Raw genomic sequence first — 21,388 nt, 5'->3', positions numbered from 1 at the left:
CGGCCCGGCGGGAGCCTTCGATCACGAGAAGCTAGCGCAGGTGGCGGAGCGTGGCCGGCTCGGGCTCCAGCGGCAGCGCGGCCCGCAGCTGTTCCCGCGCCTGTGCCGCCTGGGGGCCCAGGTGCGGCTCGTCGAGCAGCCGCACCGCCTCCCGCGCCGCCCCGGCCAGCCGCGCCCACTGCTGCGCCTGATGGCGCAGCTGCTGCGTCTTGACCCACAGGTCGACGAAGATGGCCACCTTCGCCCGCAGCACCCAGGGGTCGAACGGCTTGGTCAGATAGTCCACCGCGCCCGCCGCGTAGCCGCGCAGCGCCAGCCGCGCGTCCCGGTCCGCCGCGGTCAGGAAGATGATCGGGATGTGCCGGGTGCGCTCGCGGCGCTTGATGTGCCCGGCCGTCTCGAACCCGTCCAGGCCCGGCATCTGCGCGTCCATCAGGATCACCGCGAAGTCGTCCACCAGCAGCCGCTTCAGCGCCGCCTCGCCGCTGCTGACCGCCACCGGCTCCACCGGCAGCCCCTGCAGCATCGCCTCCAGCGCGACCAGGTTGTCCTGCCGGTCGTCGACCAGCAGCACCTTCGCCGCCGCGAAGACCATCTCCTCGCTCACGCGCCCGCTCCGCTGCGCTCCGCGGCCGCCTGAGCCGACCCGACCACCCTGATTCGCTCGCTCATGCGCCCTCCTGCCCCACCCAGCGCGCCATCAGGCGCAGCAGCTCGTCGAGGTCCACCGGTTTGGTGATGTAGTCACTGGCCCCCGCGCCCAGTGCGACCTCGCGGTCGCCCGGCATCGCCTTGGCGGTCAGGAAGACCACCGGCAGCGCCGTCAGGTGCGGGTTACGGCGGATGATCCGGGTCGTCTCATAGCCGTCCTGCTCCGGCATCATCGCGTCCATCAGCACGATGTCGATGTCCGGGTGCTCGGCCAGCAGCTGGATGCCGTCGTTGCCGTTGTCGGCGTACAGCACCTGCATGCCGTGGTGCTCCAGGGCGCTGGCCAGGGCGAACACGTTGCGCACGTCGTCGTCGACGATCAGCACCCGGGCCCCGTCCAGGGTGGCCGCGACGTCGTCGCTGACCACGTCGCTGGACGCCCGGCTGATGATCGGCCGCGAGCTCGGCGTCGCGTACACCGGCTGCGCCGTCGGCCCGACCGGGACCGCCCCGATCGGCCCCCCGGCGATCGGCACCGGCGGCGGCAGCGCGGGCAGCAGCGGCGCGGCCGTCGGGCCGGTCAGCATGCCCGGCAGGTACAGCGTGAACGTCGAACCCTGGCCCGGCGCCGAGGTGACCGTGATCGTGCCGCCCAGCAGGCGGGCCAGCTCCCGGCTGATCGACAGGCCCAGGCCGGTGCCGCCGTACTTGCGGCTGGTCGTGCCGTCGGCCTGCTGGAACTCGTCGAAGATCAGCGCCAGCTTGCTCGCGGAGATGCCGATGCCGGTGTCGTGCACGCCGAACATCACCACCTCGCCCGCCTGGCTCAGCGACGCCTCCTCGAACACCAGGTCCGCCGGGGCGGGCCCGATCTCCAGGTGCACCGTGCCGGTGTCGGTGAACTTCACCGCGTTGGACAGCAGGTTGCGCAGGATCTGCTGGAGCCGCTGCGAGTCGGTGATCATGCCGGCGGGCAGCGCCTCGGACAGGCTGACCTGCAGGTCCAGCCCCTTCTCCTCGGTCTGCGGCCGGAACGCCTGCTCCACGTACTCGCAGATGTCGGCGAAGCGCACCTCGCCGGGCTCGACATCCATCCGGCCCGCCTCGATCTTCGACAGGTCCAGGATGTCGTCGATCAGCGCCAGCAGGTCCGACCCGGCGCTGTGGATGGTGCGCGCGAAGTCGATCTGCTTCGGGGTGAGGTTGGCCTCCGGGTTGTCGGCCAGCAGCCGCGACAGCAGCAGCAGCGAGTTCAGCGGCGTACGCAGCTCGTGGCTCATGTTCGCCAGGAACTCTGACTTGTACTGCGAGGCCGCCGACAGCTGCCGGGCCTTGTCCTCCAGGCCGAGCCGGGCCAGCTCGATCTCCCGGTTCTTGATCTCGATGTTGCGGTTCTGCTCCGACAGCTGGGCGGCCTTCTCCTCCAGCTCGTTGTTGGTGCGCTGCAGCTCCACCGACCGGTCGCGCAGCTCCTGCGCCAGCCGCTGAGACTGGGCCAGCAGCTCCTCGGTGCGGCGGTTGGCCAGGATCGTGTTGAGCGCGATGCCCAGCGTGCCCGCCAGCCGGTCCACGAAGTCCAGGTGCAGCTCGGAGAACGTGCCGACGCTGCCGAACTCGATGACGCCCAGCGACTCGCCCTCGAACACGATCGGCACCACGATCAGGTCGGACACCTTCGTGTCGGCGATGCCCGAGCGCACCGTCATCCGGGTCCGCCCGGCACCCACCCGGATGGTGCGTCGGTCCACCGCGGCCTGGCCGACCAGCCCCTCCCCCGCCGCGTAGCCGGTCTCGGTGCCGCCCCCGGCGTACCCGTACGCGGCGGCCAGCTGCAGCCGGATCTCCTCGCCGTCCGGCTCGCCGAGGAAGAACGCGCCCAGCTGCGCGTCGATCAGCGGCGTCACATCCGACATGATCATGCGGCAGACCTGCTCCAGGTCCCGCTGACCCTGCAGCAGCTCACCGGCGCGGGCCAGGTTGGAGTCCAGCCAGCCCTGCTCGGCGTTCTTCTTCGTGGTGTCGCGCAGGGTGACGATCATCTGGTTGATGTTGTCCTTCAGCTCGGCCACCTCGCCCAGCGCCTCGACCGAGATCCGCTGGGTCAGGTCGCCGCGGGTCACCGCCGTGGACACCTGCGCGATGGCGCGCAGCTGGATGGTCAGCGTCGAGGCGAGCTGGTTCACGTTCTCGGTCAGGTCCCGCCAGGTGCCGGACACGCCGCGCACCTGCGCCTGACCGCCGAGCTTGCCCTCCGAACCCACCTCGCGCGCCACACGCGTGACCTCGTCGGCGAACGAGGACAGCTGATCCACCATCGTGTTGACGGTGTTCTTCAGCTCCAGGATCTCGCCGTGCGCGTCGACCGTGATCTTCTGGCTCAGGTCGCCCTTGGCCACGGCCGTGGTGACCTGCGCGATGTTACGCACCTGACCGGTCAGGTTGGACGCCATGAAGTTCACGTTGTCGGTCAGGTCGCGCCAGGTGCCGGCGACCGCGGGCACCTGCGCCTGACCGCCGAGCTTGCCCTCCGAACCCACCTCGCGCGCCACACGCGTCACCTCGTCGGCGAACGACGACAGCTGGTCCACCATCGTGTTGACGGTGTCCTTCAGCTCCAGGATCTCGCCCTGCGCCGCCACCGCGATCTTCTGCGACAGGTCGCCGCGCGCCACCGCCGTCGCGACCTGCGCGATGTTACGCACCTGCGCCGTCAGGTTGCCCGCCATGACGTTCACGTTGTCGGTCAGGTCCCGCCAGGTGCCGGACACGCCGCGCACCTGCGCCTGACCGCCGAGCTTGCCCTCCGAACCCACCTCGCGCGCCACGCGCGTCACCTCGTCGGCGAACGAACTGAGCTGATCCACCATCGTGTTGACGGTGCTCTTCAGCTCCAGGATCTCGCCCCGGGCGTCGACGGTGATCTTCTGCGACAGGTCGCCCTGCGCCACCGCCGTGGTGACCTGCGCGATGTTACGGACCTGCGCGGTCAGGTTGCCCGCGAGCTGGTTCACGTTCTCGGTCAGGTCCCGCCAGGTGCCGGACACGCCGGCCACCTGCGCCTGACCGCCGAGCTTGCCCTCCGAACCCACCTCGCGCGCCACGCGCGTCACCTCGTCGGCGAACGAACTGAGCTGATCCACCATCGTGTTGACGGTGCTCTTCAGCTCCAGGATCTCGCCCCGGGCGTCGACGGTGATCTTCTGCGACAGGTCGCCCCGGGCCACCGCCGTGGTGACCTGCGCGATGTTACGGACCTGCGCGGTCAGGTTGCCCGCGAGCTGGTTCACGTTCTCGGTCAGGTCCCGCCAGGTGCCGGACACGCCGGCCACCTGCGCCTGACCGCCGAGCTTGCCCTCCGAACCCACCTCGCGCGCCACCCGCGTCACCTCGTCGGCGAACGAACTGAGCTGATCCACCATCGTGTTGACGGTGTCCTTCAGCTCCAGGATCTCGCCCTGCGCCGCCACCGCGATCTTCTGCGACAGGTCCCCGCGCGCCACCGCCGTCGCGACCTGCGCGATGTTACGCACCTGCGCCGTCAGGTTCGACGCCATGTAGTTCACCGCGTCGGTGAGGTCCTTCCAGGTGCCGGCCACGTTCGGCACCTCGGCCTGGCCGCCCAGCTTGCCCTCGGTGCCCACCTCGCGCGCCACCCGGGTCACCTGCTCGGCGAACACCCGCAGCGTGTCGGTCAGCGAGTTGATGGTGTCGGCCAGGTCGGCCACCTCGCCCTGCGCCGAGATCGCGATCTTCTGCGACAGGTCACCCTGCGCGATCGCCGTGGTCACCTGCGAGATCGAGCGGACCTGCGCGGTCAGGTTCGACGCCATGAAGTTCACGTTGTCGGTCAGGTCGCGCCAGGTGCCCGCCACACCCCGCACGTCGGCCTGGCCGCCCAGCTTGCCCTCCGTCCCGACCTCGCGCGACACGCGCGTCACCTCGTCGGCGAACGAGCTGAGCTGGTCCACCATCCGGTTCACGGTGCGGCCGATGGTGAGGAACTCGCCGCGCAGCGGCCGCCCGTCGATGTCCAGCGCCATGTGCTGCGTCAGGTCGCCCTCGGCCACCGCCACGATCACGCGCGCGATCTCCGCCGTGGGGCGGCCCAGGTCGTCCATCAGGCTGTTCACGGCCCGTACGCCGTCGGCCCAGGCGCCCTCGTACGCCTCCTCGTCCAGGCGCTCGGTGACCCGGCCCTCCCGGCCCACCACCCGGGAGATGCGCAGGAACTCGCGGTTGCGCTGCTCCTGCATCATGACGACCTCGTTGAAGGCGTCCGCGACCTCACCGGCCAGGCCCGAGGAGCGGGGCAGGCGCACCTTGAAATCGCCCGCCCGCACCGCGCGCAACGCCGCCGCCACCTCATGCCACTGGGCGTCGGAGTCGGGTTCCTTCACGCGCTGTGCCGCTGCTCGATTCGCCGTCACCCGGATCCACTCCCCTCGCCGGACCACCCGCGCCAGTGGCCCGCGTGCCGCGTCGCCCATCGCGGCGCACGCTTCATCATCGTCCGATCGACGCCCGGAAGCGAGTCACCGGGTGGAAACCACGCCCTGAACGGCGGAGACTACTACCGTGCCCAACCGTGCTCTGGATGACCGCCCGACCCCCGCCGAGCCCACGGCCGATCCCCTGGCCGCCGTCGACGCCCTGCTCGACGTCGATCCGGCCACCGACGAGACCGGGACGCTGCACGGCTTCACCGGGCAGCTGCTGCGTACGCTCGGTGACGCCATCGGCGCGCACGGGTGCAGCGTCTGGGTGGACCACGCCGACGGCCACGGACACCAGCTGCTCGGCACCAGCGGCAAACCGCTGCGGCGCACCTCCGCGGCGCGCCGCGTGCCCCTGCCGGTGAGCCTGCCCTGGTCGGCCGAGCTGCTGGTCAGCGCGCCCGACACGCCCGCCGCGCACACCCTGACCCGGCTCGTCGCCCAGCGGATCGGCCTGCTGCTGGAGCGCCAGCGGCTGCGCGAGAGCGACCGCCGCCGGCAGACGTCGCTGGCGTTCCTGGCCGAGGTCAGCGAGCTGCTCGCGCAGTCCCTCGACCTGACCCTCACCCTCGCGCTGATCCCCCGCCTGGTGGTGCCCCGCCTGGGCACCTGGTGCACGCTGCACCGGGCCACCCCCGGCCGGCGGCTGGAGCCCGCCGCCGCGGCGCACGCCGACGAGGCGATGACGCCGTGGCTGGACTCGATCACCGCGGACCTCACCCGCGCGCTGCAGGCCCCCGCCCCCGCCGAGGCCCTGCTGACCGGAAAGAACGTCCCGCTGCCGAACAACCTGTCCGGGATCGCCGTGCCCCTGTTCGCCCGCGGCGTCTGGCTCGGCGTGCTCAGCATCGGCCGCGACATGGACTCCCCGCGCGACCCCGACGAGATCCCCGTCGCCGAGGAGGTCGCCCGGCGCTGCGCCCTGGCCATGGACAACGCGCGCATCCACGAGGAGCGGCTGACCGTCTCGCACACCCTCCAGCAGGCGCTGCTGCCCGCGAAACTGCCCATGATCCCCGGGCTGGGCATCGGCGCCGAGTACGCCCCCGCCGGGCGCGGCGTCGAGGTCGGCGGCGACCTGTACGACCTCATGCCCATGCCGGACGGCCGCTGGCTGCTCGTCGTCGGCGACGTGTCCGGCAAGGGCGTGCCCGCCGCCGCGGTGACCGGGCTCATCCGCGAGGTGATCCGGGTGCTGGTCAAGGACGGCCGGCCGCTGCCCTCGGTGCTCGCCACGCTCAACGAGACGCTCAGCGAGCGTTCCGAGCGCTACTGCACGCTCGCGCTGGCCGCGGTCGACACCCGCGGCCCCGGGCCCGACGTCGAGGTCACCCTGTACCTGGCCGGCCACGACCGGCCGCTGGTGCTGCACGCCGACGGCCGGGTCTCCTCGGCCGGGCGCTGGGGCACCGCGCTCGGGCTGGTCTCCCCCGTCACCTGCCAGCCCGCCCGGCTCGTGCTGCACCCCGGCGAGACGCTGGTGTTCTTCACCGACGGCGTCACCGAGCGCCGCAACGGGCAGGAGTTCTTCGGCACCCAGCGGCTGGCGCAGCGGCTCACCTACCTGGCCGGGCACCCGGCGGACGTGATCGCGGCCCGCCTGCGCACCGCGGCGGTGGAGTTCTCCGCCGACCAGCCCCGCGACGACATGGCCATCATGGCGGTACGCAACGACATGACGTCCTGACCGCGCGCCACGGCGCTGCGCCGCCCATCCGCCGCGGATTAGCATGGTGCTGCGGCCAGGAAGGTCGCTCCTGGACCGCAAGGCCGGAAAGGACCCAGCGTGAACGCATCGACGCTGGTGGGGCGGCCCGGGCGACGGGCCGTGAGGAGGGCGCCGGCGTGACCGCCGACGGGAGCCCGTTCCGCCACGACGCGCTGCAGTACCACGACGCCGGGCAGTTGCTGCGCACGATCGTGCCGTTCGTACGCGAGGGTGTGGCCGCCGGGGACACCGTCGTGCTGCTGTGCCGGCCCGACAACGCCGCCCGGCTGCGGGACGCGCTCGGCGGCGGCGACGACGGCCTGGTGGAGCTGCCCGCCGCCGAGGTGTACGGCGGCTCCGTCACGGCCCTGGCCGCGTACCGCGACCTCATCGAGCGCCACCAGCAGCGCGGCGCCGCCCGCGTGCGCGTGGTCAACGAGATCGACTTCGGGACGCGGCGCAGCGCCCAGTGGGAGTGGGCCCGCTTCGACGCCGCGTTCAACCGGGCGCTGGGAGCGCACCCCGTCTGGAACCTGTGCCTCTACGACGCGCGGCGGCTGCCCGGCGACATCGTGCGCGCCGGCGAGAGCAGCCACCGCTACCTGCTCAAGGACGGCGACCGGGTGCGCAGCGCCGGTTACACGGAGCCGTCGGAGCTGCTCGGCGAGGCGGCCATGCGGTGGCCGGACCCGCTGGAGCACGAGCGGCCGCGGCTGGACCTGCGCGACCCGGGCGATCTGGCCGCGCTGCGCGCCGCCGTCGAGCACGCGCTGACCGGCGACGGCCTGCCGCTGCACGCGGTGCAGGGTTTCGTCCTGGCGATCAGCGAGATCGCCACCAACGCGATGCTGCACGGCAGCGCGCCGGTACGCGTACGGCTGTGGTCCGGCGGCGGGCGGGCGCTGTGCTCGGTGCGCGACGAGGGGCCGTGCTTCGACCCGTACAGCGGTTACGTGCCCACGGATCGGGCGGTCGGCACCGGCGGGATGGGGCTGTGGCTGGCCCGCCAGATGAGCGACGACCTGACGGTCAACGGCGACGGCGGCGGCTGCACCGTGCGCCTGGGCATCAACGCCTGACGCCCTGCCCCACCGGCGGAGGCCTGTGCCTGGCCGTGCACGGTGACCAGCCCCACCACCCCTGAGGCGTCCTAGGTAGCTGGGTAGTACGAGCCCGGATTCCGCCATGGAGCGACCAGGAGAATCCTGATGTTTGCGAAAAGACGGACAGGGTACCCCGGCCGGGTGGCCAAGCAGGAGATCATCCACGGGCCCCGCGGGCTGTTCGACGCGGTGCTGTTCGACCGGGACAACACGCTGATCCGCGAGGTGCCCCGCATCGACGACCCCGACCTGGTCGTGCCCATGCCCGGCGTACGCGCCGCGCTGGACCTGCTGCGCGGGGCCGGCCTGCGCGTCGGCGTCGTCTGCGACCAGCCCGCGGTCGGCTTCGGATACACCACCCGGGCCCAGGCCGAGGCCGTCAACGAGCGCATCGAGCGGCTGCTCGGGCCGTTCGACACCTGGCAGATGTGCTGCCACACCCCCGCCGACGGGTGCGGCTGCCGCAAGCCCGCGCCCGGCCTCATCACCGCCGCGGCCCGCGACCTCGGCGTGCCCGCGCACCGCTGCGTCATGATCGGCGACATCGGCCCCGACCTGCAGGCCGCGGCCGCCGCCGGAGCCACCGGCCTACTCGTGCCGACCGGGCAGACCTGCGTCGCCGAGATCGCCTCGGCGCCGCACCGCGCGCCGAGCCTGATCGGGGCGGCCGAGTGGATCCTGGACCGCCGCCACGTGGTCCGGCCCGGCCCCACCCCGGGCGCCACCGGCAACATCCTGGCCGTGTGTCCCGACTCGGCGAGCGACGTGCTGCTCGCCGGGCCGGCACTGCGCGCGCTCGCGGCGCACGCCCGCTCGGTGTCCCTGCTCACCGGCGCGCACGGCGCCGGGGTGGCCCGCCTGCTGCCCGGGGTGACCCGGCTGCTGGAGTGGCGCACGCCCGGCGGTGGCCGCTCCGCGGTGGACAGCCTGGTCGACGCCGTCCAGTGCTGGCAGCTCGACGAGGCCGTCGTCTTCACCGCCGCCGGGCAGTCCCCGCTGCCCACCGCGCTGCTGCTGCGCCGCGCCGGGATCGGCCGGATCTCCGCCATCAGCGACGAGCACCCCGGTGACCTGCTCGACGTCGCGCACCGGGTGCCCGGCGACCTGCCCGATCCGCTGCGGGCGCTGTCCCTGGCCGCCGCGGCGGGACATGCCCTGCCCGCGGGTGACGACGCCCGGCTGCGCACCACGCTGGCCACCGGGGGCGGGCGCGGCAGGCGGGTGGTCGTGCACCCGGGCGCGGGAGCGCCCGCCCGCGGCCTCCCGCGCAAGTGGGCCGTCGAGGCGGTACGCACGCTGGTGCACGCCGGGCACGAGGTCGTGGTGACCGGCGCGCCGGGCGACGAGGAGCTCACCGCCGAGGTGGCCGGGGACCTCGCGGGCGACCTCGGCGGGCGCACCGACCTGGCGGGGCTGGCCCGGCTGCTGGCCGGTTCGGCCTGCCTGGTGACCGGCAACACCGCCCCGGCGCACCTGGCCTCAGCCGTCGGCACGCCGGTGGTGAGCGTGTTCGCGCCGACCGTGCCGTACGCGCGGCGCGGTCCCTACGCCATCCCGCACGTGCGGCTCGGCGACCCGCACGCGCCGTGCCGCGGCACCGGCATCGTGGTCTGCGAGCTGCCCGGTCACCCGTGTCTCGGCGAGGTCGACACCGCGGCGGTGCTCGCCGCCGTGAACCTGCTCACCCGCGGCTGACCGGCGTGGGCCGTCACTCCTCGGGGTCCACCAGCGCCTGGAAGCGGTAGATCCAGGCCGGTTCCCCGGCCGGGTTGACCTCGCGCACGTAGACGGCCTCCCACGGATCGTCCGTGGCCGGCAGGTCGGGGTCCGGCCCGAGGACCGGCAGCCAGATCGAATAGGTCTCCGGCGGATCGGCGGCCGAGGCGACCTCGATCTCCCGCGTGATCTCGGCGGCGCCGTGCACGAACTTCGCGGCGATCCTGTCCACCCGTCCAGACTCCCTCCACTGCGGACGCCCGGGGCCGGTCCGGCCGAGGCCGGTCACGCCTCCCGGGCGAGCTGGTCGCCGGGCACGCTGAGCGTCACGGTGCCGTCGCGGACGGCGGCGATCTGCGCCGCGCCCGCGTAGCGCCCGTGCCGCAGCGGCATCCGGCTCTTGATCTTTATGTACCCCTCGCGCAGCAGCAGCTCGGCGAGCTCGGCCTCGACGTCGGGCTCCGGCCCGGCCGCCTCCTGCCTGATCCGGCCGAACAGCCCGTACGACTCGCTCATCCGCTGGCCGTCGGCGGTCACCGCGTCCGCGTCGCCGATCTTCACCGCCGCCACGGTGCCCAGCTCGGCCCCGGTGCTGTCCCGCACCGGCATCCCCTCCCGGACCGCGCCGAGCGGCCCCGGATCGTCGATCCCGGGCACCAGGCCCGCGACCGGCTCCTCGTCAGCCATGTCCTGACCTCATCACGCCGGCGCCGCGCGCGCCCGGCTTTCGGCCGTCCGGGTGGCGGCGCGATCGTCGGCAACCGGGTTCCCCCGGGCGAACCAGGCGAAACCTCGCCGCCGTGCCGCGGCCCGCCGGTAATGCCACGCGGCGGTTGAACCCGGAGGACACTGGGTACGACTGCGGCTGTCGTCCGGAAGGAGGTGGGTCATGGCCGGCGAGCTGTCCGGGGAGGACCTGGAGACGCGGCTGGACGCCCTGTTCATCGGCGAGGAGCGGCTCAGCGTGGCCGAGATCCGCCGCCGCGCGGTGGCCGAGGACATGAGCCCCGGTCTGCTGCTGTGCATCGACGCCCTGCCCGAGGGCGAGTACGCCCAGGACGAGGTGCTGGACGCGGTGCGCACCCACGCCGAGACGACGCCGCCCTCCTGACCCGCCCGTCCGGGCAGGCGCCGGAGGGCGGGGCGTCAGCGGTCGACGGCGCGCTGCAGCTGTGCCTTGGTCATGGCCGAGCGGCCCTTGATGTTCTTCTTCTTGGCCTCCTCGTAGAGCTGGTCGCGGGTGCGGCCGCCCTCGCCGCGGTGCGAGCGCAGCCCGCCCCGCCGCCCCGAGGAGATGTCCTTCTTCGACAGCGCGCTGGACTGCTTGGCCTCGCCGGCCCGCGCCCGCTCCTTGTTCACGGTGCGGGCGGCGATCTCCTCGGCGACGTCCTCGGACTTGCCGCGCTCCTGCGCGCTCTCCTTGATGTGCTTGTACTGGCGCTCACGTTTGGCGCTCCAGGCCTGCTGCGGCATGGTTCGCCTCCCTTCATGCTGTTCTACGCATGCCCGTGCTCACGCGGGGGCAAACGTGGAACACGCCGAGATTGATCGCCGCGCGGCGCGCCTGGCAGGCGCAACGCAATCGGGAACCGCGCCGTTAACACGGCATGCGTGCTTGGGGATCATGCACGGGGGCATCCCCCGGGCTGCGCCGGATGCTCACCGGGCTGCTCGCCGCCGTCGCGGCGGGCGCGCTGAGCGTGCCCGCCGCGGCCGCGCCCGACGACGCCGACGTGGTCGACGTGCCGCGCCCGCAGGGCGTCGACGCCCAGGGCCTGCCGCTGCAGCCGGACGGGCCGGCCGCCGCGCCCGGCACCGGCCTGGGGCGGCCGATCACCCGGATGCAGATCCTGGCGCGGGCCGCGATCTGGCACGAGACGCACGTCGGCTACAGCCAGCTGAAGTTCCGCAAGGGCTGGCGCACCGACTGCTCCGGCTACGTCTCGATGGCCTGGGACCTGGCCCGCAACCACTGGACCGGCGACCTGCACCAGGTCGGCGAGCGCATCGACTTCGACGAGCTGCGCCCCGGCGACATGCTGCTCCACCACAACCGGTCACGGCCGCGGGACGGCTCCCACGTGGTGCTGTTCGAGCGCTGGGTGGACGAGCCGGGCGGCGACTTCGTGATGTACGAGCAGACCCCGCCGTCGGTGCAGCACCGCACGTGGTCCTCGTCCGGCTATCGCCGCGACAGGTACCGGGCGTACCGCTACCAGCACGTGATCGAGACCGAGGCGGTCTGGTATCCGGTGGCCGGGGACTGGAACGGCGACGGCCGGCTCACCCCCGGCGTGGCCGTGCCGGAGGGGGAGAACTGGCGCTGGCGGCTGTCCGACGACCCACACGGCGCCACGACGGACGCCGACTTCCTCTACGGCGACGTACGCAAGCTGCCGCTGGTCGGCGACTGGGACGGCGACGGGCGCTACACCCCCGGCACGGTCGACCTCACCGGCGAGCACCACGACTGGTACCTGTCGAACTCGCTGACCGGCGGCGCGCCGGACGTGCGGGTCGGCTACGGCGACGTGGAGAAGCAGCCGGTGGTCGGCGACTGGGACGGCAACGGCACGTTCACCCCGGGCGTGGTGGACGCCGAGGGCGACGTGCGCGACTGGTATCTGGCCAACTCGCTGTCCGGCGGCGAGCACGACGTGCACGTCGGCTACGGCGACGTGCGCAAGTCCCCCATCGTCGGCGACTGGAACGGCGACCGCGTGTTCACCCCCGGCGTCGTGGACTTCACCGGAGACCACCGCGACTGGCACCTGACCAACCGCCTGGACGACCCGGCCACCGAGGTCCGGGTCGCCTTCGGCGGGGTGGACGCGACGCCGGTCACCGGCGACTGGGACGGCGACGGCTACTTCACCCCCGGCGTGGCCGACCCCGCCGCCCGCCGGTGGCAGCTGTCCAACGCGCTGGCCAGCGGAGTCGCCGACACCGTGTTCACGTACCCGGGCACGCCCGCGCCGCCGGTGCTGGTCCCGGCGCCGCGGCCCAGCGACAGCCCGACCCCGCCGGTGCGCCCCGCGCCGAGCAGCCTGCCGCCCTCCCCCGGCCCGTCCGCCCCCGTCGGCGCCCTGCCGACCGGCCCGGTGCCGGTGCCCAGCCCGGCCGCCACCGCCTCACCCGCCCCCGCGTTCGCTCCCCCGCCCGGTGCCCCGCCGCTCGACCAGCCGTCCGTCCAGCACTGAGGAGCCGCACGTGAACCGCCTGCGCACCATCCGCCGAGCCGGCCTGCTCGCCGCGCTGGCCCTGTCTCTAGCCGTGCCCGCGGGGGCCGCCCCGCCCGGACCGCTGGGTCCGGACGGCAAGCCGGTCACCGACGGCTGGGCGGGCGCGGGCACGCCCCCCTCGCTCGCGCCTCCGGCGACCGCGCGCGGGCTGGCCGCCGCCGGGGCGCCGTCCGGTTACCCGATCACCGGCATCGACGTCTCGCACCACCAGGGGAAGATCGACTGGGAGAAGGTCGCCGACAAGGGCGCCCGCTTCGTGTACGCGAAGGTGACCGAGGGCGTGCACTACGTCGACGCCTCGTTCAAGGACAACCACAGCGGCGCGCGCAAGAACGGCATCCTGTTCGGGGCCTACCACTTCGCCCGGCCGGAGAAGTCCAGCGGGCGCACCCAGGCGGACTACTTCCTCGACCGGGCGCAGTACCGCAACGACGGGCGAACTCTGCCGCCGATGCTGGACATCGAGTGGCCGTACCGGATGGGCGGCCGGTACGTCGCGCCGAGCCCCTGCTGGGGCAAGTCCAAGAGTGAGCTGGTGCGCTTCATCCGCGACTTCACCGGGCGGGTGTTCGAGCGCACCGGCAGCAAGACGATGATCTACACGAACCCGAACTGGTGGAACCCGTGCACCGGGCGCAACGACGACTTCGGGGACCACTACCTGTTCATCTCCAGCTACACCGACGCGCTGCGCGGGCTGCCCGCCGGCTGGGACCGCTGGACCCTGTGGCAGTACGCCAACCACGGCGAGCTGCCCGGCGACCAGAACGTCTTCAACGGCAACGCCGCCGAGCTGCTCAGCCTCGCCGCGAACCCGGCCGGGCCGCTGCCGCGCCCGGTGGTCGGCGACTGGGACGGCAACGGCACCATGACCCCCGGCCTGGTCAGCGCGGAGGGTGACACGTGGCGCTGGCGGCTGTCGAACAGCCTGGACGGCACCCCGGACCCGGCGCTGGACTTCACCTACGGCGACGTGGCCAAGGCGCCGATCGTGGGCGACTGGGACGGCAACGGCACGTACACCCCCGGCACGGTCGACGCCGAGGGCAAGCGGCGCGATTTCTACCTGGTCAACGCGTTCCGCAGCGGGCCGGCCGACATCCACACCGGCTTCGGCGACGTCGCGGACGTGCCGGTGGTCGGCGACTGGGACGGCAACGGCACGTTCACGCCGGGCACGGTGGAGGGCGGCGGCAGGCTGCACAAGTGGAAGCTGACCAACGCCTTCGCCAAGCCGCAGACCGAGCTGGCGTTCGAGTACGGCGACAGCGGCAAGACGCCGGTCGTCGGCGACTGGGACGGCAACCGCACCTTCACCGCCGGCACCGTCGACATGGACGGCAAGCGGCACGACTTCTACCTGACCAACGCGAGCACGGGCGGCCCGGTCCAGATCCGGGTCGGCTTCGCCGCGGTGTACACGATCCCGCTGGTCGGCGACTGGAACGGGGACCGGACGTTCACGCCCGGCGCGATCGACGCCTCCGGCGACGCGGGCTACGTCTGGCAGCTGTCCAACACGCTGACCGGCACGGCCGACGTCACCTTCACCTACGGCGGCACCCCCACCACCGTGGCGCCCGCCGGTGCCGCGGCATCCCCGGCCCCGCCCGCGTCTCCGTCGCCGAGCCCGGCCGCGACCACCGCTCCGGCCGCGCGGCCGTAGCGCGTACACCTCCCGCCGCGGGCCACAACACATGGGTTGTACCTACAACTCCTGAGTTGTGGCCCGCGACCTCATGTCCCAGGCTTCGCAAAGCGGTGATCCGGCGTGAAAGACGCGAATCGCACGTAGCATCGGGGCTGCGGCGACAACGGGAGCGGGAGGCTGCGACGGGAGCGCGCGATGACCGGATTCGGAGTCCACTCGGAGGTCGGCAGGCTGCGCAAGGTGCTGGTGCACCGGCCCGATCTGGCGCTGCATCGGCTGACCCCGTCCAACCGGGGTGACCTGCTCTTCGACGACGTGCTCTGGGTGGAGCGTGCGCAGCAGGAGCACGACCAGTTCGTGGCCGAGCTGCGCGCCCGCGACGTCGAGGTTTTCCTGCTGCACGACCTGCTCACCGAGGCGCTGCAGACCGCCGAGGCCCGCGAGTGGGTCATCGGGCACACCGTCAGCCCGTACACCGTCGGTCCGGCCATGGTCGACGCGGTCCAGCAGACGCTGGCCACCATGGACCCGAAGACGCTGGCCGCGCACCTCACCGGCGGGGTCACCCGGGCGGAGCTGATGCGATTCGCCGACGACGGGCTGGCCCGGCGCTCACTGACCGCGGCGGCCACGGTCGGCTCCCAGTTCGTGCTGCCGCCGCTGCCCAACCACCTGTTCACCCGGGACACCTCCTGCTGGATCTACGAGGGCGTCTCGCTGAACCCGATGTTCTGGCCCGCCCGCCAGCTGGAGACCGTCAACCTGGGCACCGTCTACCGCTTCCACCCGATGTTCCGCCAGGAGAAGATCAATTTCTGGTACCCGGACGCGGGCAACGACGAGCACGACGAGTTCGACATCCAGGCCTTCGGCCGCTCGTCGATCGAGGGCGGCGACGTGATGCCGGTCGGCAACCGCACCGTCCTGATCGGCGTCAGCGAGCGCACCACCGCGCAGATGGTCGAGGTGCTGGCGCACCGGCTGTTCCAGCGCGAGGCGGCCGAGCGGGTCATCGCGGTGCAGTTGGAGCGCAAGCGCCAGTTCATGCACCTGGACGTGGTGTTCACCTTCATGGACCGGGACACCGTCACCGTCTACCCCAAGGTCATCGACGGCACCACGGCGTACAGCATCCGCCCCGGCGACAGGGACGGCACCATCGACGTGACCCCCGAGGACAGCTTCCTGGCCGCCGTCGCGCACGCCATCGGCCTGTCCCACGAGAAGGACCTGCGGGTCGTCACCACCGGCGGCGACGAGGCGCAGCAGGAGCGCGAGCAGTGGGACTGCGCCAACAACGTGGTCGCGATCTCCCCCGGCGTCGTCGTGGCGTACTCGAAGAACGTCTACAGCAACCGGAAGTACCGGGACGCGGGGGTCGAGGTCGTGGAGATCGACGGGTTCGAGATCGGCAAGGGGCGCGGCGGCGGCCACTGCATGACCTGCCCGCTGCTGCGCGACCCGTAGCGGGTCAGCGGGCCCGGCGCGCCTTCCAGCCGCGTACCACCTCGTCGGCGTCGACCAGGGCCAGCGCCACCGTAGGCCCGGCCAGCTCGCCCCGGTGCGCGCGGACGACGCGGGCGTTCAGCTCCGCCACGTGCGCGCGTACCGCCTGCTCGGAGGTCTTCCGCGCGACCGCCTCGGTCATCTCCTCCAGATCGCGGCGCAGCAGCAGGGTCGCCGGGATCGCGGCGCTCAGGTTCTCCCGCTTGACCAGGTCGCGCAGCCACCAGTCCTCGGGCAGCGTCTCCCCCGCCCCGGCCAGCGGCTTCCCCGCGCCGGGCAGGTCGTCGAACTCGCCGCGCTCCTGCGCCTCCCGGATCTGCCGGTCGATCCGCGACTCGTATCCGTGCGCCACCGCCGCCTCCTCAGCAGATCGACTGCCTGCTCCCGAATCTACCCCGGTGCCGGAAATCGCTTGCGCCACGGCCCGGACCAGCCGTTATCGTGGTCGCCATGCAGCAGTGCGCGAACGCCACGACGACGCCGGGACACCCCGGCGCTCGTACGCGTTGACCTGCTGATCTTTCAGTCGACCGTCGGCCCCGGGGCACCCGCCCCGGGGCCGGCGCGTTCTCCGCCCCGCGACGGGTGCCCGGTGCCGCCGCACCGTGAGGAGCACACCGTGAAGGACCACCGCCGCCTCGGCCGTGAGCTGGAGATCTACCACGCCGACCCGATGATCGGCGCCGGGCTGCCGCTGTGGCTGCCCGCCGGCGCCGCCGCCCGCCACGCCATCGAGGAGTACGTCCGCGAGCAGGAACGCCTCGCGGGCTACCAGCACGTCTACTCCCCGCCGATGGCCAAACGCCAGATGTACGCCAGGTCGGGGCACCTGGCCAAGTTCGCCGACGACATGTTCCCCGCCATGGGCGAGCCGGGCGACCCCGCGGACGAGGCGCTCATGCTGCGCCCCAGCCTGTGCCCGCACCACGCGATGGTGTTCGGCGCACGCGGCCGCTCCTACCGCGAGCTGCCGGTCCGCATCGCCGAGCTGGGCGGCATGTACCGCGCCGAGCGCTCCGGCGTGGTCGGCGGGCTGAGCCGGGTGCGCGCCATCTCGCTCAACGACGCGCACGTGTTCTGCTCGCTCGACCAGGTCGGCGCCGAGGTGGCACTCGTCCTCGACATGTGCGCCCGGATCCACCCGGCGCTCGGCTTCCGCGCCGACGGCTTCCAGCTCTCCCTGCGCGGTCCGGACATGCGGTACCTCGGCTCGGACGAGGTCTGGGACCGCGCCGAAGCTCTGCTGCGGGACGCCCTCGTCTCGGCCGGGGTGCCGTTCGTGGAGGTCCCGGGCGAGGCCGCCTTCTACGGCCCGAAGATCGACATCCAGGTGCGCGATCTCGCCGGGCGCGAGTGGACCCTGGCCACCGTGCAGGTGGACTTCGCCCAGCCGGAGCGCTTCGACCTGTCGTACACCGACCGCGACGGCAGCCCGAAACGGCCGGTCATGGTGCACCGCAGCATCGTCGGCAGCATGGAGCGCCTGATGGCCCACCTGCTGGAGGTGCACCAGGGCGCCTTCCCCGCCTGGTACGCCCCCGTCCAGCTGGCCGTGGCCCCCGTCGCCGAGGCCCAGGACCCCGCCGCCCGCGCCTTCGCCGACGCGGCCCTCCGCGCCGGCCTGCGCGCCGAACTCCTCCTCGACGGCTCCCTCGGCCTGCGCATCCGCACCGCCGCCCAGCGCAGGATCCCGTACCTCGCCGTCATCGGCTCCCGCGAAGCCGCCGCCGGCGAGGTCTCCCTCCGCGACCGCGACGGCAACCAGCTCCCGCCCCTCCCCCAGGCCGAAGCCCTCGCCCACCTCACCGCCGCCACCCACCCCTGAAAGGAAGGGCACCTTCTTATCGCTTTCCGTAGTAGAAGGTGCCCTTCCTAACGCGGTCGTGTCGCGTTTCCGGCCGGGAGCGACCTCAGCGCGCTTCCGGCGGTTAGCAGGGTTAGAAACCCCGCTTTCGAGGAGGAAACGCCCCATGAGGTCGCCGCGTGTGCTGGGCTACGGGCTCGGAGTCTGGCTCGGTATGGTCGCCATCTCGCTGCTCCTGCTGCCCGCCGAGGGCAAGCACGAGGCGCTGTACGAGTCGATCAAGCTCACCACGATGGTCGGCCTGGTGCTCGGGTTCGCCATCCGCTACCTCTACCGGCGCCCCGCCGCCACCGGCCCCGAGGGCGTGCTCGTCGGGCTGCTCTGGGCCGCCGTCACCGTCGCCGGGGACCTCGGCCTGTACCTCGGCGGCGCGTTCAACATCGGCCTCGACGTGTACTTCACCGACGTGGCGTCCTCGTACGCGGTGATGCCGGTCCTCACCGGCCTCGCCTTCGGCCTGCTCGCGCCGCGCCCGCGCCTGGAGCGCACCCCGGACCCGGCCGACTTCGTCGCCCCCCACCTGCTCGACCGCATGCCTCCGGTCGCCCCCGCGCGGCCCGCCGCATCCGTGCCCCCCGGCATCGCGCGGCCCGTCACCGTCCCGGCCGCCGCCACGCCTCCGGCACCGCTCGCACCGGTCGTGGCCGCAACCGCGGCCACGACGGCGACCGGAGACGCCACCCAGGCGACCACCCACGCACAGGCCACCGCGCACGCACAGGCCACCGCGCACGCACAGGGCGCCGCGCACGCACAGGGCGCCGTTCACGCGCAGGGCGCGGTGCTCACCACGCCGATCCCAGTGACCGCGCCGGTCTCCGCCGTCTACCGCGACGAGCAGGACAAGCCGCCGTACATCCCGGTCGGGAATTGCTGACCCGTCCGCGAGGTTGCGGCGGGCGTGGGCGTTGATCGCCCGACTTGCCCGGCACTCGGGCGAAACGGCGCTCAAGATACGCCCAAGTGCCGGGCAAGTCGGATGATCAAGGCCCGGATCCGGGGAGCCGGAGTGGCGTGGGTCACAGGGGGAAGTTGAGGGAACAACCAGGTGGCGCGAAGACTTGAGTCAGGCAGACTCAAGTTAAGAGGTGTCACAGATGACGACTCTCCCCGTTCTTCCCCTGGACGACGCGGTACTGCTGCCCGGCAACGTGGTGGCCGTGGCGCTGCAGCCCGACACGCAGGCCGCGATCGACGCGGCGCGGGCGGCCGGGGACAAGACCGTGCTGGCCGTGCCCCGCATCGACGGCGAGTACGGCTCCTTCGGCGTCACCGCCGTGATCGAGAAGGTGGGCCGCCTGCCCAGCGGCGAGCGCGCCGCCGTGCTGCGCGGCGTGAGCCGGGCCCGGATCGGCTCCGGCGTGCCCGGACCGGGCGCGGCGCTGTGGGTCGAGGCGAGCCTGCTCACCGAGCCGGAGCCGGCCGGCCGGGCCAAGGAGCTGGCCCGCGAGTACAAGGCCCTGGTCACCGCCGAGCTGCAGCAGCGTGGCGCGTGGCAGATCATCGACGCGGTCGAGCGGATGACCGACCTGTCCGAGCTGGCCGACTCGGCCGGCTACGCGCCGTGGCTGACGCTGGCCCAGAAGGTGCAGCTGCTCGGCTCGCCGGACGTGACCGCGCGACTGGAGCTGCTGGTCGGCTGGGCGCGCGAGCACGCGGCCGAGCAGGAGGTCTCCGAGAAGATCAACAGCGAGGTGCGCGAGGGGCTGGAGAAGTCCCAGCGCGAGTTCCTGCTGCGCCAGCAGCTCGCCGCGATCCGCAAGGAGCTCGGCGAGGACGAGCCCGAGGGCTCGGCCGACTACCGGGCCCGGGTCGAGGCCGCCGACCTGCCCGAGAAGGTACGCGAGGCGGCGCTGCGCGAGGTCGGCAAGCTGGAACGGGCCAGCGACGCCTCCCCGGAGACGAGCTGGATCCGCACCTGGCTGGACACGGTGCTGGAGCTGCCGTGGAACGTGCGCACCGAGGACGACACCGACCTGGCCGCGGCCAAGGCGGTGCTCGACGCCGACCACACCGGACTTGACGACGTGAAGGACCGCATCCTGGAGTACCTCGCGGTGCGCAACCGGCGCGCGGCCCGCAACCTGCAGGTCGTCGGCGGGCGCGGCTCCGGTGCGGTGCTGGCCCTGGCCGGTCCGCCCGGGGTGGGCAAGACCAGCCTCGGCGAGTCCGTGGCGCGGGCGCTGGGCCGCAAGTTCGTCCGGGTGTCGCTGGGCGGCGTACGCGACGAGGCGGAGATCCGCGGCCACCGGCGCACGTACGTCGGCGCGCTGCCCGGACGCCTGGTGCGGGCGCTGCGCGAGGCCGGCTCGATGAACCCGGTGGTGCTGCTCGACGAGGTCGACAAGATCTCGGCGGGGTACGCCGGCGACCCGGCCGCGGCCCTGCTGGAGGTCCTCGACCCGGCGCAGAACCACACGTTCCGCGACCACTACCTGGAGGTCGACCTCGACCTGTCCGACGTGCTGTTCCTGGCCACCGCGAACGTGGTGGAGACCATCCCCGGCCCGCTGCTGGACCGGATGGAGCTGGTCACCCTGGACGGCTACACCGAGCAGGAGAAGGTCGCCATCGCCCGGGACCACCTGCTGCCCCGGCAGCTCGACCGGGCGGGCCTGACCGCCGACGAGGTGTCCATCAGCGAGGACGCGCTGCGGGCCGTCGCCGCCGAGCACACCCGCGAGGCGGGCGTACGCCAGCTGGAGCGGGCCCTGGCCCGGATCCTGCGCAAGGTGGCGGTCAAGCAGGCCACCGCGTCCGGAAAGGTCGCCGTGGACACGGCGGACCTGAAGGAGTACCTGGGCCGGCCCCGGTTCACCCCGGAGTCGGCGGAGCGTACGGCGGTGCCCGGCGTGGCCACCGGCCTCGCGGTCACCGGCACCGGTGGTGACGTGCTGTTCATCGAGGCGACGTCGATGGAGGGCGAGCCGGGGCTGACCCTGACCGGCCAGCTCGGCGACGTCATGAAGGAGTCGGCGCACATCGCGCTGTCGTACCTGCGCTCGCACGGCCGCGAGCTGGGGCTGGACCCCAACGCGCTGGCCGGGCGGCGGATCCACCTGCACGTGCCCGCGGGCGCGGTGCCCAAGGACGGCCCGAGCGCCGGCATCACCATGGTCACCGCCCTGGCGTCGCTGGTCGCCGGGCGGCCGGTCCGGCCCGAGTTCGGCATGACCGGCGAGGTGACCCTGGCCGGGCGGGTGCTGCCCATCGGCGGCGTCAAGCAGAAGCTGCTGGCGGCGCACCGGGCGGGCCTCACCGAGGTGGTCATCCCGGCCCGTAACGAGCCGGACCTGGACGACGTGCCCGAGGACGTGCGCGCGGGCCTGACGATCCACGTGCTGTCCGACGTCGCGGACGTGCTCGCCCTGGCCCTGCGCCCGGCCGAGCCCGCGGCGGGCACCGGTCCCGCACCGGCCGAGCCGGCGCTGGCCGCCGCGTAAGACACGCCACA

At 73.1% G+C, this 21,388-nt stretch carries 16 protein-coding genes; 10 read left to right on the top strand and 6 right to left on the bottom strand.

Annotated features, from left to right (window positions below; translation table 11 throughout):
- Nucleotides 1–31: 31 nt before the first annotated feature.
- Both CS0771_RS19515 and CS0771_RS19510 read right to left on the bottom strand, forming a co-directional pair.
- Complete coding sequence (locus tag CS0771_RS19515; protein ID WP_212845920.1) at nt 32–595, bottom strand: two-component system response regulator; 564 nt, start codon at nt 593–595, stop codon at nt 32–34.
- 73 nt (nt 596–668) lie between these two features.
- Entirely contained in the window at nt 669–5,138 is a 4,470-nt protein-coding gene (locus CS0771_RS19510; RefSeq protein WP_212842315.1) for a HAMP domain-containing protein, read from the bottom strand.
- 88 nt (nt 5,139–5,226) lie between these two features.
- Between CS0771_RS19510 and CS0771_RS39460 the strand changes: the two genes are divergently transcribed.
- The 3 genes from CS0771_RS39460 (at nt 5,227) to CS0771_RS19495 (ending at nt 9,650) form a co-directional block, all read left to right on the top strand.
- Entirely contained in the window at nt 5,227–6,831 is a 1,605-nt protein-coding gene (locus tag CS0771_RS39460; RefSeq protein ID WP_212842314.1) for a PP2C family protein-serine/threonine phosphatase, read from the top strand.
- Nucleotides 6,832–6,989: 158 nt separating this feature from the next.
- Complete coding sequence (locus tag CS0771_RS19500) at nt 6,990–7,931, top strand: sensor histidine kinase (RefSeq protein ID WP_212842313.1); 942 nt, start codon at nt 6,990–6,992, stop codon at nt 7,929–7,931.
- 165 nt (nt 7,932–8,096) lie between these two features.
- The gene (locus tag CS0771_RS19495) at nt 8,097–9,650 is read left to right on the top strand and encodes an HAD-IIIA family hydrolase (RefSeq protein ID WP_244870889.1); all 1,554 of its coding nucleotides are present in this window, start codon (nt 8,097–8,099) and stop codon (nt 9,648–9,650) included.
- Between the two features lie 13 nt (nt 9,651–9,663).
- Here the strand turns inward: CS0771_RS19495 and CS0771_RS19490 are convergent, their stop codons facing one another.
- Both CS0771_RS19490 and CS0771_RS19485 read right to left on the bottom strand, forming a co-directional pair.
- Nucleotides 9,664–9,903, bottom strand: coding sequence for a hypothetical protein (locus tag CS0771_RS19490; protein WP_212842311.1), 240 nt, complete (start codon nt 9,901–9,903; stop codon nt 9,664–9,666).
- Nucleotides 9,904–9,956: 53 nt separating this feature from the next.
- Nucleotides 9,957–10,358 carry a hypothetical protein gene (locus tag CS0771_RS19485; RefSeq protein ID WP_212842310.1) on the bottom strand — a complete coding sequence of 134 codons (402 nt, stop codon included), beginning with the start codon at nt 10,356–10,358 and terminating at the stop codon, nt 9,957–9,959.
- A gap of 202 nt (nt 10,359–10,560) precedes the next feature.
- On the opposite strand from CS0771_RS19485, the gene CS0771_RS19480 reads away from it, so the two are divergent.
- The gene (locus tag CS0771_RS19480; protein ID WP_212842309.1) at nt 10,561–10,782 is read left to right on the top strand and encodes a hypothetical protein; all 222 of its coding nucleotides are present in this window, start codon (nt 10,561–10,563) and stop codon (nt 10,780–10,782) included.
- A 35-nt stretch (nt 10,783–10,817) separates the two neighbouring features.
- Here the strand turns inward: CS0771_RS19480 and CS0771_RS19475 are convergent, their stop codons facing one another.
- A complete protein-coding gene (locus CS0771_RS19475) occupies nt 10,818–11,144 on the bottom strand; it encodes a plasmid stabilization protein (RefSeq protein ID WP_212842308.1) in 327 nt (108 codons plus the stop codon).
- A gap of 182 nt (nt 11,145–11,326) precedes the next feature.
- On the opposite strand from CS0771_RS19475, the gene CS0771_RS19470 reads away from it, so the two are divergent.
- The 3 genes from CS0771_RS19470 to CS0771_RS19460 all read left to right on the top strand — a co-directional run bounded on the left by CS0771_RS19470 (nt 11,327) and on the right by CS0771_RS19460 (nt 16,031).
- Nucleotides 11,327–12,871, top strand: a complete 1,545-nt coding sequence (locus tag CS0771_RS19470) for a hypothetical protein (RefSeq protein WP_212842307.1) — start codon at nt 11,327–11,329, stop codon at nt 12,869–12,871.
- A 10-nt stretch (nt 12,872–12,881) separates the two neighbouring features.
- Entirely contained in the window at nt 12,882–14,579 is a 1,698-nt protein-coding gene (locus CS0771_RS19465) for a GH25 family lysozyme (RefSeq protein WP_212842306.1), read from the top strand.
- A 180-nt stretch (nt 14,580–14,759) separates the two neighbouring features.
- Nucleotides 14,760–16,031, top strand: a complete 1,272-nt coding sequence (locus CS0771_RS19460) for an arginine deiminase (protein WP_212842305.1) — start codon at nt 14,760–14,762, stop codon at nt 16,029–16,031.
- Between the two features lie 4 nt (nt 16,032–16,035).
- On the opposite strand, the gene CS0771_RS19455 is transcribed toward CS0771_RS19460, so the two are convergent.
- A complete protein-coding gene (locus CS0771_RS19455; protein WP_212842304.1) occupies nt 16,036–16,422 on the bottom strand; it encodes a DUF1992 domain-containing protein in 387 nt (128 codons plus the stop codon).
- Between the two features lie 240 nt (nt 16,423–16,662).
- Here CS0771_RS19455 and thrS point away from each other — a divergent pair, with 240 nt between their 5' ends.
- The 3 genes from thrS (at nt 16,663) to lon (ending at nt 21,377) form a co-directional block, all read left to right on the top strand.
- A complete protein-coding gene (thrS, locus tag CS0771_RS19450; protein ID WP_256442818.1) occupies nt 16,663–17,895 on the top strand; it encodes a threonine--tRNA ligase in 1,233 nt (410 codons plus the stop codon).
- Nucleotides 17,896–18,040: 145 nt separating this feature from the next.
- On the top strand, nt 18,041–18,811 hold the full coding sequence (locus tag CS0771_RS19445; RefSeq protein ID WP_212842302.1) for a hypothetical protein: 771 nt from the start codon (nt 18,041–18,043) through the stop codon (nt 18,809–18,811).
- Nucleotides 18,812–19,031: 220 nt separating this feature from the next.
- Nucleotides 19,032–21,377 carry an endopeptidase La gene (gene lon, locus CS0771_RS19440; RefSeq protein ID WP_212842301.1) on the top strand — a complete coding sequence of 782 codons (2,346 nt, stop codon included), beginning with the start codon at nt 19,032–19,034 and terminating at the stop codon, nt 21,375–21,377.
- Nucleotides 21,378–21,388 lie beyond the last annotated feature (11 nt).

The organism is Catellatospora sp. IY07-71, from assembly GCF_018326265.1.
In the GTDB taxonomy this organism is placed as follows: domain Bacteria; phylum Actinomycetota; class Actinomycetes; order Mycobacteriales; family Micromonosporaceae; genus Catellatospora.
The sequence above is the reverse complement of the archived record's forward strand: the minus strand, read 5'-3'. Positions and strand labels throughout refer to the sequence as shown.

Coding starts and splice junctions, on each gene's coding strand:
- CS0771_RS19515 (WP_212845920.1), bottom strand. CDS start 595: ATGGTCTTCGCGGCGGCGAAGGTGCTGCTGGTCGACGACCGGCAGGAC.
- CS0771_RS19510 (WP_212842315.1), bottom strand. CDS start 5,138: ATGGGCGACGCGGCACGCGGGCCACTGGCGCGGGTGGTCCGGCGAGGG.
- CS0771_RS19485 (WP_212842310.1), bottom strand. CDS start 10,358: ATGGCTGACGAGGAGCCGGTCGCGGGCCTGGTGCCCGGGATCGACGAT.
- CS0771_RS19480 (WP_212842309.1), top strand. CDS start 10,561: ATGGCCGGCGAGCTGTCCGGGGAGGACCTGGAGACGCGGCTGGACGCC.
- CS0771_RS19475 (WP_212842308.1), bottom strand. CDS start 11,144: ATGCCGCAGCAGGCCTGGAGCGCCAAACGTGAGCGCCAGTACAAGCAC.
- CS0771_RS19470 (WP_212842307.1), top strand. CDS start 11,327: ATGCTCACCGGGCTGCTCGCCGCCGTCGCGGCGGGCGCGCTGAGCGTG.
- CS0771_RS19460 (WP_212842305.1), top strand. CDS start 14,760: ATGACCGGATTCGGAGTCCACTCGGAGGTCGGCAGGCTGCGCAAGGTG.
- CS0771_RS19445 (WP_212842302.1), top strand. CDS start 18,041: ATGAGGTCGCCGCGTGTGCTGGGCTACGGGCTCGGAGTCTGGCTCGGT.
- lon (WP_212842301.1), top strand. CDS start 19,032: ATGACGACTCTCCCCGTTCTTCCCCTGGACGACGCGGTACTGCTGCCC.